This is a genomic window from Lentzea sp. NPDC036949 (genome assembly GCF_055608075.1).
The window spans coordinates 159,058-172,539 of record NZ_JBVJRA010000003.1 but is presented as its reverse complement, the minus strand read 5'-3'; the positions used below and the strand labels follow the sequence as shown (position 1 = coordinate 172,539).

At 70.5% G+C, this 13,482-nt stretch carries 11 protein-coding genes; 1 reads left to right on the top strand and 10 read right to left on the bottom strand.

From position 1 onward, the window contains the following. Positions 1 to 293: 293 nt before the first annotated feature. The 10 genes from ACZ7CD_RS10295 to ACZ7CD_RS10250 all read right to left on the bottom strand — a co-directional run bounded on the left by ACZ7CD_RS10295 (position 294) and on the right by ACZ7CD_RS10250 (position 12,874). Positions 294 to 2,618: a [protein-PII] uridylyltransferase gene (locus ACZ7CD_RS10295; RefSeq protein ID WP_470370779.1), complete on the bottom strand. Its 2,325-nt coding sequence runs from the start codon at positions 2,616 to 2,618 to the stop codon at positions 294 to 296. Positions 2,619 to 2,637: 19 nt separating this feature from the next. Further along, on the bottom strand, positions 2,638 to 2,976 hold the full coding sequence (locus ACZ7CD_RS10290) for a P-II family nitrogen regulator (RefSeq protein ID WP_360391016.1): 339 nt from the start codon (positions 2,974 to 2,976) through the stop codon (positions 2,638 to 2,640). After that, positions 2,973 to 4,316 (bottom strand): ammonium transporter, encoded by a 1,344-nt coding sequence (locus ACZ7CD_RS10285; RefSeq protein WP_360391018.1) that lies wholly within the window; start codon positions 4,314 to 4,316, stop codon positions 2,973 to 2,975. Before ACZ7CD_RS10285 ends, ACZ7CD_RS10290 begins: the two co-directional genes overlap by 4 nt. Before the next feature lie 255 nt (positions 4,317 to 4,571). Then, on the bottom strand, positions 4,572 to 6,089 hold the full coding sequence (locus ACZ7CD_RS10280; protein WP_458430607.1) for an alpha/beta fold hydrolase: 1,518 nt from the start codon (positions 6,087 to 6,089) through the stop codon (positions 4,572 to 4,574). Between the two features lie 114 nt (positions 6,090 to 6,203). Further along, the gene (alc, locus tag ACZ7CD_RS10275) at positions 6,204 to 7,196 is read right to left on the bottom strand and encodes an allantoicase (RefSeq protein WP_470370780.1); all 993 of its coding nucleotides are present in this window, start codon (positions 7,194 to 7,196) and stop codon (positions 6,204 to 6,206) included. Further along, positions 7,193 to 8,482 carry an allantoinase AllB gene (gene allB, locus ACZ7CD_RS10270; RefSeq protein ID WP_470370781.1) on the bottom strand — a complete coding sequence of 430 codons (1,290 nt, stop codon included), beginning with the start codon at positions 8,480 to 8,482 and terminating at the stop codon, positions 7,193 to 7,195. The genes alc and allB overlap by 4 nt, the downstream gene beginning before the upstream one ends. A gap of 5 nt (positions 8,483 to 8,487) precedes the next feature. After that, positions 8,488 to 9,474 carry a glycerate kinase family protein gene (locus ACZ7CD_RS10265; RefSeq protein ID WP_470378901.1) on the bottom strand — a complete coding sequence of 329 codons (987 nt, stop codon included), beginning with the start codon at positions 9,472 to 9,474 and terminating at the stop codon, positions 8,488 to 8,490. Positions 9,475 to 9,569: 95 nt separating this feature from the next. Further along, a complete protein-coding gene (gene gcl / locus ACZ7CD_RS10260) occupies positions 9,570 to 11,270 on the bottom strand; it encodes a glyoxylate carboligase (protein ID WP_470370782.1) in 1,701 nt (566 codons plus the stop codon). A 3-nt stretch (positions 11,271 to 11,273) separates the two neighbouring features. Further along, positions 11,274 to 12,131: an NAD(P)-dependent oxidoreductase gene (locus ACZ7CD_RS10255; RefSeq protein ID WP_470370783.1), complete on the bottom strand. Its 858-nt coding sequence runs from the start codon at positions 12,129 to 12,131 to the stop codon at positions 11,274 to 11,276. Next, positions 12,128 to 12,874 carry a hydroxypyruvate isomerase family protein gene (locus tag ACZ7CD_RS10250; RefSeq protein WP_360391034.1) on the bottom strand — a complete coding sequence of 249 codons (747 nt, stop codon included), beginning with the start codon at positions 12,872 to 12,874 and terminating at the stop codon, positions 12,128 to 12,130. Before ACZ7CD_RS10250 ends, ACZ7CD_RS10255 begins: the two co-directional genes overlap by 4 nt. Before the next feature lie 122 nt (positions 12,875 to 12,996). Between ACZ7CD_RS10250 and uraD the strand changes: the two genes are divergently transcribed. Beyond that, complete coding sequence (gene uraD, locus ACZ7CD_RS10245; RefSeq protein WP_470375415.1) at positions 12,997 to 13,479, top strand: 2-oxo-4-hydroxy-4-carboxy-5-ureidoimidazoline decarboxylase; 483 nt, start codon at positions 12,997 to 12,999, stop codon at positions 13,477 to 13,479. Positions 13,480 to 13,482: the final 3 nt, after the last annotated feature.

Sequence of the window (13,482 nt, the reverse complement as noted above, 5' to 3'; positions counted from 1 at the left end):
CGTTCAGTTTGGTCCGATTCATCACCGAATGCACGGAAAAATCCGGGTGATCAAGCGCACCGTCTGAGAGGAGAACGGCAACCGCGGCCGGAGCCACCGGCGGTGTCGGTCGTGCGGTGGCCTCCCCCAGCCCCGCCAACGCCCACCGCCGGTCTGCCCCGGCCGGGCCACCTCGTCCGGGAAGCGGTCCACCCCTCGAAGGACGCTTTCCGGACATGACGAAGACTGCCCTGTTCCGCAGCGCCGCAGGAGCGTGAGCACCCCGAGTGGTTGTGCGTAGGAATACTCATCCGCTACCTGGCCGCGTCGAGCACGGCGCGTTCGACGCGGCGCCGGTCCAGGTCGGAGCCGGCGATGCTGAACGAGTCGACGACCGTGGCGCCCAGCGTCGAGACGCGCGCCCACCGCACGTCCACGCCGCACTGCTCCAGGGCGCCCGCGATCCGGTGCAGCAGGCCGATGCGGTCGGCCGCGCGCAGCTCCAGCACGACCGCGCCGGTGGCCTCGTCGTCGAACCACAGCACGCGCGCGGGGGGCGGGTCGAGTGGCGGGCCGCCGTAGTCGCGTTCCTTGGCGGCGAGCTTGTCGGCCAGCGGCAGGGAGCCCTCGATGGCCCTGGCGAGTTGTTCGCGCAGCAGGGCGGCGTCAGGGAGTGAGCCGAACCGCGGGGAGACCGTGAACGCGTCGACCGTCGCGCCGCCGTGGGAGCGCAGGGTCGCCGCGTGAACCTCCAGCGAGTTCAGCGCGAGCACGCCCGCCGCCTTCGACAGCATGCCGGGGCGGTCGGGGGCGAGCACCGTCACGACGGCCGCGTGGTCCTGCTTCTCCAGCAGCACGTCGGGTTTTCCGGTCGCCGCGACGCGTTCGGCCATCGCCACGTGGGCCGGGTCGAGGGGTTCCGGCTTGGGCAGCGCCTCCCCCGCCATGGCCGTGCGGCAGCGGGCGACCAGGTCGGCCAGCAGCAACGCCTTCCAGTCCGTCCACACGCCGGGACCGGTGGCCAGGGAGTCCGCCTCCGCCAGCGCGTGCAGCAGCTCCAGCAGCACCGCGTCGCCGCCGAGGGTCTCGACCACGCGGTGCACGGTCGCCGGGTCCTCGACGTCGCGGCGGGTCGCTGTGTGCGGCAGCAGCAGGTGGTGGCGGACCAGGGCGGACAGCGTCGCGACGTCCTGCGGCCACAACCCGATCCGCTCGCCGATCGCCGTGGCCAGCGCGGCGCCGACCTCGGAGTGGTCCTGCTGCCGGCCCTTGCCGATGTCGTGGATCAACGCGCCCAGCAGCAGCAGGTCGGGCCGTGACACCGTTGTCGCCAGCCGGGCGGCGTGCGCGACGGTCTGCACGAGGTGCCGGTCGACGGTCCACATGTGCGCGGCGTCGCGCGGCGGGAGGTCCCGCACGGCACCCCACTCGGGGAACAGCCGGCCCCACAGCCCGGTGCGGTCCAGTGCCTCCACCACGTCCACGAGCCCGCTGCCGCTGCCCAGCAACGCCAGCAGCTCCTCGCGGGCCTCGCGCGGCCACGGCTGGCGCAGCTCCGGCGCCGAGTCCGCGAGCCGGGTCAGCGTTCCGGCCGCGATCGGGTGCTTCGAGCGCGCCGCCGCCGTCGCGACGCGCAACAACAGCGCGGGATCACGGCTCGGGATCGCGTCACGGGCCAGGGACACCTCGGACCCGTGCAGCACAACGCCTTCATCGAGCGGCCGGCGCGGCGGCTGGCCCCGCAGGAACGCCCCGAGCCCCCGTTTCGGAACCGCGGCACGGGCCGTTCGTGTGGCCACGTCGAACGCGTACACGACCGTTCGCGCGGCGGAGGAGAGCGACCGGGCCAACGCGAACCGGTCGGCCAGCCCCAGCGCGGAGGCCACCTCGTCACCGTCCTGCGCGCGCAGCACGTCACGGGGTTTGCGCGCCACCCTGCGGAGCTCGGTGCGCACGTCCAGCAGCAGCTTGCGGGCCTCGTCCACGTCGGCCGACGGCCGGTCGACCAGCTGGGCCACCGACAGGGCGTCGAGGATCGTGATGTCCCGCAGCCCGCCGCGGCCGTGCTTCAGGTCGGGTTCCACGCGGTGCGCGATCTCGCCGCTGCGCGCCCACCGCTTGGTCGAGGACTCGGCGATCTCGTCGAGCCGGTTGCGCACGTTGCCGCGCCACGCCTGCCGCGCGCCGTCGGCGAGCTTGCGGGTGATCTCCTGGTCGCCCGCGACGTGCCGGATGTCCAGCAGCCCCAACGCGGTCCGCAGGTCTCCGGCGGCCACGCGCAGTGCCTCGCCGACCGTGCGGACGGAGTGGTCGAGGCCGATGCCGGAGTTCCACAGGGGGTACCAGAGCTTCTCGGCGATCTCGTCGATGTTCTTGAGACCGCCGTGCACGAGCACGAGGTCCAGGTCGGAGTAGGGCACGAGCTCGCGCCGCCCCAGCCCGCCGACCGCCACCAGCGCGACACCCGGTCCGGATGTCCCAGCTGCGCCCGCGTGTTTGGTCAACCAGAACTCGTGCAGGTCCACGAGTGCCTCGCGCAGCGGTTCGGCGGCCAAGCGACGACGACCTGGCACGAGCAGCCTCTCGCGGGCTCGCACCAGGTCGTCAGCCGTGACGACGGCCGTTTCGTTGTTCTCCACGGGCCGTCTCCCTCAGTCCTTAGAGCGCGTCCGATCCGCGTTCGCCGGTGCGCACCCGCACCACGGCGTCGACCGGGGTGACCCAGACCTTGCCGTCGCCGATCTTGCCGGTGCGGGCGGCCTCGACCACCGCTTCCAGCACCTTGTCGACGGCGGTGTCGTCCACGACGACCTCGATCTTGATCTTGGGCACGAAGTCCACCGAGTACTCGGCGCCGCGGTAAACCTCGGTGTGGCCCTTCTGGCGGCCGTAGCCCTGCACCTCGCTGACGGTCATGCCGAGCACCCCGAGCTGTTCGAGGGCGCCCTTCACGTCGTCGAGCGTGAACGGCTTGATGATCGCGGTGACCAGCTTCATGACTTGTTGCTCCCCTCGAGGACCGCGGTCGCACCCGCGGCCACGCTCGGCTTGCCGGTTCCCCGCGCACTGGTGAGGCTGCCGTACTCGTAGGCGCGCTCAGCGTGCTCGGACTCGTCGATGCTCGCCACCTCGGCCTCCTCGGTGGCGCGGAACCCGACGGTGAACTTCACCAGGTAGCCGAGGAGCAGGCTGATCACGAACGAGTAGCCCAGCACCGCGACCGCGCCGACGGCCTGGCGCCACAGCTGGTCGAAGCCGCCGCCGTAGAACAGGCCGTTGATCTTGGCCGGGGCCGCCTCGCTGGCGAAGAGGCCGATCAGGATCGTGCCGGACAGGCCACCGACGAGGTGCACGCCGACGACGTCGAGCGAGTCGTCGAAGCCCAGGCGGTACTTCAGGGACACGGCCAGTGCGCACAGGACACCGGTGATCGCACCGACCGCGATGGCACCGATCGGCGTGACCGACGAACAGGCGGGCGTGATGGCGACCAGGCCTGCGATGATGCCCGACGCGGCACCGAGCGTGGTGGCCTTGCCGTCGCGGATGCGCTCGGTGAGCAGCCAGCCCAGCATGGCGGCGCAGGTCGCGACGAGCGTGTTGACGAACGTGACACCGGCGAGGCCGTTGGCGCCCAGCGCGGAACCGGCGTTGAACCCGAACCAGCCGAACCACAGCAGACCGGCGCCGAGCACGACCAGCGGCAGGCTGTGCGGCTTCATCGGCTCCTTCGGCCAGCCGACGCGCTTGCCGAGGACGATCGCGAGCGCGAGACCCGCCGCACCGGCGTTGATGTGGACAGCGGTGCCACCGGCGAAGTCGATCGCGAGCAGCTTGTTGGCGATCCAGCCACCGGGGTCGATGACGTTGCCGTCGGCGTCCTTGCCGTCGAAGTCGAAGACCCAGTGCGCGACCGGGAAGTAGACGACGGTGGCCCACAGGCCCGCGAACAGCAGCCACGGGCCGAAGCGGGCGCGGTCGGCGATCGCACCGGAGATGAGGGCGACCGTGATGATCGCGAACATGGCCTGGAACGCCACGAACGCGGTGCTCGGGATCTTGCCGGCGAGCGAGTCCGCACCCAGCAGCCCGTCGAGGCCGAAGAACTCGAACGGCTTGCCCAGCAGGCCGGCGCCGACGTCCGCGCCGAACGCCGTCGAGTACCCGAAGAGCACCCACAGGACACCGACCACGGCCATCGCGCCGAGGCTCATCATGATCATGTTGAGCACGCTCTTCGAACGGACCATGCCCCCGTAGAAGAAGGCGAGGCCCGGCGTCATCAACAGCACCAGGGCGGCGCTGGTGAGCACCCAGGCGGTGTCCCCTGTATCCACTTCGACCTCCACTGCACGTCGGTTGCAGGGAGCATCGGCATGGCCTGTTTCACGCGCCCGCGCAGAACGTTTCGCCGAGGTGAACTGTCGGGGCGGGGGTGTTACGACCGCGTTTCGCCGCGTTCACGGCTTCGGTTCGGTCACCTCACGGCGCCGGTCCGGTCACGAGGCGTGTCCCGCCCCGCTCACCCGCCCGTGACGTGAACCGCGCCCCCGGCGTACACACCGGGGGCGCGGTTCACGACGGGTGACGGACTAGAACGGGCCCACCGTGACCTTCGGCTTCGCCGACAGCACGGCCGGCTCGAGCGGCGGCTCGACGGCGGCGCAGGTGGTGCCGTTGCGCGGCAGCTTCAGCGACAGCAGGTACTCGTTGTTGATCTTCAGCGTGCACTCGCTGCGGTCGTAGACGCCGTGGCCCCAGCCCTCGTAGGTGACGAAGACGGTGGTGTCACGGGACTGCCGGTGCGCGTTGACGGCCCACTCGTACACCGTCGCCGTGTCGTAGCGCGAGTTGGTGAGCAGGATCTTCGGCGCGTTCTTGATCTTCAGCGGGCGCTGGGCGTTGGTGGCCTTCGGGAAACCGACGCAGCCCATCATGGCGCCGTGGCCGATCGACGAACCACGGGTGTTCGGCGCGACGCGGTTCTCCAGGGCGTTGAGGGCCTGGTACTCGCCCCACGAGCCGACGCGCAGGTTGTAGTCGTTGCAGAAGATGCCCGCGAACGGGTTCTCCGCGGTCTCCCCCGCGGCGAAGGCCTTGGCGGGCGCCGGCGCACCGGCCACGAGCGTCGCGATCCAGTCGGCGAACGGCTTGAACGACGGGCCGTAGCCCATGCCGACGACGTTGGCGCCGAGGTTCTCCGCGGTGATCTTGCGGCCGCTCTCGTCGACGAGCTCACCGCGGTCGGCCCTGGCGAGCAGGTCCTTCCAGATCTTGCGGAGGTCCTTGCCGTAGAACGGCGAGGCCGGCGTGCGGTCGCTCCACTTGACCCACTCGTTGAACATGTCGTCCGCGCCACGCGCCTCGGTCTCGAGGAACTTCCACGTGCCGAGGCTGTGGTCCATGTTCGAGTCGATGATCATGGCGCGGATGTTGCGGCCGTACTGCTCCGCGTAGTGCTGGCCCATGATCGTGCCGTACGAGACGCCGTAGTAGTTGATCTTCTGCTCGCCCAGCGCGCGCCGGATCGAGTCGATGTCGTGCGCCACGTCCCTGGTGGAGGCGTGGTCGAAGATCGCACCGGACTGCTTGCGGCAGTCCGCGCGCAGCTCCTTGTTGAACGCGACCAGCCGGTCGAACTCGGCCTTCGACTTCGGGTACTCCGACGGCGACTTCTGCAGCAGGTCGAGCGAGCACTTGATCGGCTGGCTGCGTGCGACACCGCGCGGGTCGAACCCGATGACGTCGAACCTGTCGACGATCTCCTTGCTGAAGTACCGGTCGGCGCCGAAGGAGAAGTCGACGCCGGAACCGCCCGGCCCACCGGGGTTGATGACCATGGCGCCGATGCGCTGCGCCGGGTCGTTCGCCTTGCGCCGCGACACGGCGAGCTGGAACTTCTCGCCGTTCGGCTTCGCGTAGTCGATCGGCAGCGTCAGGAACCCGCAGTCGACCGTCGGCACCTCCTCGCAGGGCTTCCAGTCGATCGCGCCGACCTTGAACTCCGGCTGTGCCTGCCCCTGCTCCGCCGCGGTGGCGAGCGGAGCCATGCCCAGAACCAATGCAGAACTCGCGAGCGCGGCCCCGAAGACGCGCATCATCGGTTGCATGGATTTCCTCCCTAGATCCCCGATCTGGCGAGAGGAAACGCTTCCACCGTTCGTGTGATCCGTACAACCGACCGAAGTATGGGGGCGAATCAGACCGTAGTCGGACAACCACCCTCAGTTGGTCGTTTCAGACCACACCGTCCGCAGGTGAGCTAGGCCGTCACTCGTAGGGGTACCGAGCAGACGGAGCCTTGCCATCCCGCCGTCGGGGTGGATGTCGAGCCGCGCGTGGGTCACCTCCGGGGCGTCCACGAGGAACCGGTGCCGGGTGTCGGGTTGCAGCCGGGTCAGCGGCAGCACGTCGAACCACGCGTCCGGGTCCCGGCGCGCGTCGCAGCCGCTGACCGATGCCCAGCCCGGCGCGTTGCCCTTGAAGTGGCTGGTGTCGAGCTCGACCAGCCGCACCACGCCGGCCGCCGCGAGCTGCACGGACACCCAGTCGTTGCCGTCGTCGCGGCGGCGCGCGGTCTCCCAGCCCTCACCCATCACCGTCGCCTGACCGGGGGCGATGAGGTTGTTGGGCGAGCTGTAGAACATGTTGCTGCACCCCACGACGACCGCGCCGTTCTCCAGTGCCGCCAGGTCGACGCCGCCGACGAGCAGGCGCGGGTCGGCGACCGGCTGACCGTGCACGCGCAACCGGGCGACTCCGCCGTCCGGGTCGATGGTGAGGCGGACGTGCGTGACGCGGCGGTGCTCGGTGACGTCGAAGAAGTGCTTCTCGTCGCCCTGGAGCGGCGAGCGTCCGACCAGCGGGAACCACCCGGTGATCTCGTCGGCCGCCGGGTAGCCGTCGACCTGGGCGCCCTCGACCCAGCAGAACGGCGGGTAGTTGCCTTTGAAGAACGCCGTGTCGACGACGATCCCGCGCACCACGCCGGGCATGCCGAGCCGGACCACGGCCTGGTCGACACCGGGCTCCCGGCGGCGCCGGGTCTCCCAGCCGTCGTAGATCTGTCCTTTGTGACCGAAGGTGTAGACCTGGTAGACCGGCTCGGCGGGCTTGACCAGGTTCTCCCGCTCTGCGAACAGCTCGTCGTTCGCCCACACCACACCGCCGCCGACCGCGCGCGAGGCGAGGTCGGGCAGCCGGGTCCACTCCGTCATGCTTCTCCTCTGCGTAGCAGCTTGCCGGGGGTCGTGCCGGTCTCCTTGCCGCGCAACCACGTCTGCCGCACCACGCCGTGCAGCTCGCGCCCGTGGTAGGGCGTGACGGGGTTGCGGTGGTGCAGCGCGTTCCGGTCCACCACGAACGTCTGGTCCGGTGCGAACACCACGAGGTCCGCGTCCTTGCCGACCTCGACGGCGCCCTTGGTCGTGAGCCCGGCCTGTCGTGCCGGGTGCGCCGCCATCCAGCGCACGACGTCGGTGAGCCGGAAACCGCGGTCGCGGGCGCCCGTCCACACCGCGGGCAGGCCGAGCTGCAGCGACGCGATGCCGCCCCATGCCGTGGCGAAGTCGCCGGCCTTCAGCTCGGCGGTGCTCGGCGAGTGGTCGCTCACGACGAGGTCGACCACGCCGTCGCGCAGGCCCTGCCACAACGCCTCGCGGTTGACCTCCTCGCGGATCGGCGGGCAGCACTTGAACTCCGTCTGCCCGTCGCGGATCTCCTCGGCGGTGAACGTGAGGTAGTGCGGGCAGGTCTCCGCGGTGATCGGCAGGCTCTCCCGCTTCGCGGCCCCGAGGATCGCCAACGCGTCCGACGACGACAGGTGCAGGATGTGCGTGCGAGCGCCGGTCTTGCGGGTCAGCTCGACGACGTCGCTGATCGCCTTGTTCTCGGCCTCGCGCGGCCGGGACGCGAGGAACCCCGCGTAGTCCGGCTCGGAGTCGCGGACCGTGTGCGCGTCCTCGGCGTGCACGATGGTCAACGCGTCGAGCGCCGCCAACCGCCGCAACGCCACGTCGAGCTCCGGCACGGTCACCGCGGGGAACTCGTCGACGCCCGAGTGCAGCAGGAAGCACTTGAAGCCGAAGACGCCCGCCTCGTGCAACGGCTTCAGGTCGTCGAGGTTGCCGGGGACGATCCCGCCCCAGAACCCGACGTCCACCGAGACGTTGGCCGCGGCCTTGCGCTTGGTCTCCAGCGCCGCGACGTCGACGGTCGGCGGGATGCTGTTGAGCGGCATGTCGATGATGGTGGTGACGCCACCGGCGGCCGCCGCGCGGGTGGCGGTCTCGAAGCCCTCCCACTCGGTGCGGCCGGGGTCGTTGACGTGCACGTGCGTGTCGACGAGACCGGGCAGCAGCACCTCGTCGTCCGCGAGGCGCACGACGTTCGGCGACTCGATGAACGGTTCGACGGCGACGATCCGGCCGTCGGCGACACCGACGTCGCACGCGATCTCGCCCTGCGGGGTGACCACCCTGCGGGCGCGGAACACCAGGTCCATGTCCCTCACTCTGACACCCAGTCGCGCGCGATGCGACCACCGAGACCCACCAGCAGCTCCTCCGCCCGCGCCAGGCACCGGGTGAGGTCCGGTTCGACGTCCAGCAGCGCGTAGGCGGCCTTCAACCCCAGGTCACCGGGCTCGACCGAGCACTGCCCTGCCACCGCGACCACCGGCACGTCACCGGAGGCCCGCACGACCCCGTACGGCGCCTTCCCGTGCCTGGTCTGGGCGTCCAGCGAGCCCTCGCCGGTGATCACCAGCGACGCGTCCGCGACCGCTCGGGCGAACCCGGCCAGCTCCAGCACCACCTCGATGCCCGGCCGGAACCGGCCGCCCAGGCAGAGCGCCGCAAACCCGATCCCGCCGGCCGCTCCGGCTCCCGGCCGGTCCGCGAGCTCGGGTCCGGTCCGCTGCGCGAACGCCGCCAGCCGTTCTTCGAGGAGCTCCACCAGCTCGGGTGACGCCCCCTTCTGCGGGCCGTAGACGGCGGCCGCACCGGACGGTCCGAGCAGCGGGTTGTCCACGTCCGAAGCGAGCACCAGGTCGACGCCGTCGAACGAGGTGTCCCCGAGCGCTTCGAGCATGCCCGCACCCCCGTCGGTGCAGGCGCTGCCGCCCAGCCCGAGCACGACCGTCGTGCAGCCGACGTCCAGCGCGGCTCTCAGCAGCTCACCGACGCCGTGGCTGGTGGCGTCGAGCGGAGCGGGTTCGGCGAGCAACGTCAGCCCGGCCGCCGAGGCCACCTCCACCACGGCGGTCCGGTCCCGCACCGCGAACGACGCGGGCACCGGCTCGCCGACCGGTCCGGTGACCCAGCGCCCGACGCGGACGAACCCGGCGGCGACGGCGGCGTCGACCGTGCCGTCACCGCCGTCGGCCACCGGCAGACAACGCACGTCCACACCAGGGGCCGCCTCCCGCAGGCCGCGCGCGACGGCAGCGGCGACCCGCGGAGCGGTGAGCGATCCCTTGAACTTGTCCGGCGCAATGAGTACGCGGGGAGCTTTCGTACTCTCCTGGGGTACGAAAGGGCCCCGCGTGTCCCTGAGGGGAACGCGGGACTCCCGCGTGACCTCGGAACCGGTCACGGGAGGGGCTCGTACTCGTGCATCGCGGCGATGGACGTGCCGTTGGCGGTGTTGCCCTCGCGTTCGATCATGATCTCCACGAGCACCGGCCGTGACGTGCGGTCGGCCTCCTTGCGGGCCCACTCCAGCGAGGAGCGGATCTCGCCGGGGTCGGCGACCCGGACGCCGGAGCAGCCGTAGGCCTCCATGATCTTGACGTTGTCCGAGCCCGTGGTGTCGTAGTGGATGTCGACCTCGTACCTCATGTCGTAGCCGCCGTGGTCCTCGGCCATCCGGATCAGGCCCAGGTACTCGTTGTTCAGCATGATCAGCACGAACGGCACGTCGTACTGCGCGCCGACCGCGAGCTCCTCCACGAGGAACTGGAACGAGTAGTCGCCCACGATGCCGACGACCTCGGCGTCCGGCCTCGCCTTCTTCACTCCGATGGCCGCCGGGATCTCCCAGCCGAGCGGGCCGGCCTGGCCGCAGACCTGGTAGTGCCGCGGCTTGTGCGCCTTCTGGTGCTGGCCGGACCAGATCTGGTAGAGCCCGATCGCGGTGACGAAGTAGGTGTCCGGGCCGTAGAACTCGTTGATCTCCTTGAACACCCGCGGCGCCTTGACCGGCACGGTGTCGAAGTCCTCGCGCCGCAGCAGCGTCCGCTTGAGCTCCTGGCAGCGTTCGACCCAGGCGCCCTTCTCCCGGGGACCGTGCTGCTTCGCCTCGTCCAGCAGGGCCCGCAGGAACAGCTTGGCGTCCGCGACGATCCCGAGGTCCGGCCCGAACACCTTGCCGATCTGGGTCGGCTCGACGTCCACGTGGATGAACCTGCGGTCACCGCGGTAGGTCGCGAGGTCGCCGGTGTGCCGGTCGCCGAACCGCGCGCCCAGCGCCAGCACCAGGTCCGACTCCAGGAACGACGCGTTGCCGTAGCGCTGCGAGGTCTGGATGCCGGTCATGCCCGCGTAGAGCGGGTGGTCCTCGTCGAGCGCGCCCTTGCCCATCAGCGTGGCCTGGACGGGGATCTGCAGGAGCTCGGCCAGTTCCAGCAGCTCAGCGGACGCCTCGCCCAGGACGACACCGCCACCGGCGAGCAGCAGCGGGCGTTCGGCGGCCAGCAGCATCTCCAGCGCGCGCTCGACCCGTGCGGCACTCGGAGCGCTCCGCTGCACCGGCAACGGTTCGTCGATCGTCGAGTCCCACTCGATCTCCTGCTTCTGCACGTCGATCGGCAGGTCGATCAGCACCGGACCCGGCCGGCCGGAGCGGGCGATCCGGAACGCCTCGCGGAAGATCCACGGCATCTGCGCGGCTTCCTTGACCTGCACCGCCCACTTCGTGACGGGCGCGGCGATCGAGACGATGTCGACGGCCTGGAAGGCCTCCTGGTGCAGCTTGGAGACCGCGGCCTGGCCGGTGATGCACAGGATCGGCACGGAGTCGGCCTGCGCGGTGTAGAGCCCGGTGATCATGTTCGTGCCGGCCGGGCCCGAGGTGCCGATCGCGACGCCGACGTTGCCGGTCGTGCGCGACCAGCCGTCGGCCATGTGCGTGGCGCCCTCCTCGTGCCGCACGATGAGGTGCTCGATGCCGCCGTCTTCCTCCATCGCCTTGTACAGCGGGAGGATCGCGGCGCCGGGGCAGCCGAACACGACGTCGACGCCCTCGGACCTGAGGACCTCGACGACCGCTTGCATGACGGGGATCTTCGGCATCTGTCAGGCCCTTCCCGCGAAGTTCTCGATGACCTTGAGCAGCGCGGAGTGGTCGAGTGAGCCGTACCCCTGCGCGCGGGCCGCCGCGACCAGTGCGGCGATCTGGTTGGTGACCGGCAGCGCGACGTCGGCGGCCCGTGCCGCGTCCAGTGCGATGCCCATGTCCTTGTGGTGCAGGTCGATCCGGAAGCCGGGCTGGAACTCGCGGGCGATCATCGACTCGCGCTTGAGGTCGAGGATCCGGTTCGCGGCGAGACCGCCGGCGAGCACGTCGAGGCCCGCCTTCGGGTCGACACCGCTCGCCTCCAGCAGCACGATCGACTCGGCGACCAGGGCGTAGATGCCGCCCACCATCAGCTGGTTGGCGGCCTTCACGACCTGCCCGGCGCCGTGCGGCCCGACGTGGACGACCGTCTTGCCGACGACCTCCAGGAACGGCCGCGCGGCCGCGAAGTCCCGCTCCTCACCGCCGACCATGATGCTGAGCGACGCCTGCACCGCGCCGGTCTGACCGCCGGACACGGGCGCGTCGAGCACCCGCACGTGCGCCATCCTCCGCGCGATGTCGATCGAGGTGGACGGGCGGATCGTGCTCATGTCGACCAGCAACGCGCCGTCGTCGAACGTCACCTCGTCGACGACGGCCTCGACCTGCGGGTGGTTCGGCAGCATCGTGATGACGACCTCAGCGCCGCTCACGGCCTCCTGTGCGGACGACGCGTCCTTGCCGCCGTCCGCGACCAGCTTGTCGAGCGAGGCCGGGCTGAGGTCGAAGCCCGTCACGTCGTGCCCCGCGGCCACCAGGTGGGCCGCCATCGGGCTGCCCATGATGCCGAGGCCGATGAAACCGATCTTCGTCATGCTTGGTCCCTCCACGCGAAGGAGTGGGTGACGGGCTTGTACTCGGCGCCGACGAAGCCGGTGTAGCCGTTGGCGCGGAGCTTCCGCAGGTGCCCGAAGAGGTCGAGCTCACCGGTACCGGGTTCACCGCGTCCGGGAGCGTCGGCGACCTGCACGTGACCGATGCGGTCCACGTGGCCGGCGAGCGCGTCGAGGTCGTCGCCGTTCGTGGCGAGGTGGTAGAGGTCCGCGAGCAGCTTCACGTTGCCGCGGTCGACCTCGTCGATCAGGTCGAACGCCTGCCGGGCGGTCTTGATCGGGTACCGCGGCGCGCCGCTCAGCGGTTCGACCACGACCTGCGCGCCGATCTCCGCCGCGACGTCGGCGGCGAAGCGGTAGTGGGAGATCGTCTGCGCGGTGGTCTCGAAGTTGCCGTGCAGCGCGTTGAGCGTGCGGCAGCCCAGCCGGCCCGCGATGGCCGCGGTGATCTCGACGTTCGCGCGGAACTCCGTCTCACGGCCCGGCCAGCTCGCCAGTCCCCTGTCCCCTGCGGCCATGTCGCCCGCGTAGAGGTTCAGGCCGACCAGGCGCACCCGCGCGTCCACGATCGCGTTCTCGAACGCCTCGACCTCGCGCGTCTCCGGTACGGCGTCCGCGAACGGCCACCAGATCTCGACCGCGTCGAACCCGGCGGCTCGCGCCGCTGCCGGGCGTTCCAGCAACGGCAGCTCCGTGAAGAGCATGGACAGGTTTGCGTCGAACATCTTCGGCGATTCCTTCCACATAGCGGAAGTTAGATTCCGTACAACGGAGACACTAGACATTCCGCGAGCCTCAGGTCAAGAATGTGGAAGTTCAATTCCGCGATGTAGAAACTTGGAGAGCCGTGGAGAGCTTCAACAGCGCCCCGGAGTCGGAACTCCGCCCCCTGCTCACCGAGTGCCTCGCGGTACCCCGCTGGGTCGACGCGATCCTGAACGGCCGGCCGTACGCGTCGGTCGATGCGCTCCTCGCGGCTTCTTCGGTTGCCGCACAAGGGCTTTCCGACGAGGAGGTGCTCGGTGCCATCGCCGGGCACCCGCGCATCGGCGAACGACAGCGCGGTGGCGGGGTGTCGGCGAGGTGGTCGCGGTCGGAACAGTCCGGTGTGGACAGCGGTGAGGCTGATCGCCTGGCGGCTGCGAACGCCGCGTACGAAGATCGGTTCGGGCACATCTACCTGGTGTGCGCGACCGGCCTGAGCGGTGCGGAGGTGCTCGACGACCTGTCCTCCCGGATGGACAACCCGCCGGACGTCGAACTCCGCGTCGTCAACGACGAACTCGCGAAGATCGCCGCGCTGCGGCTGCAGAAGCTGATCGGGAGCTGATCG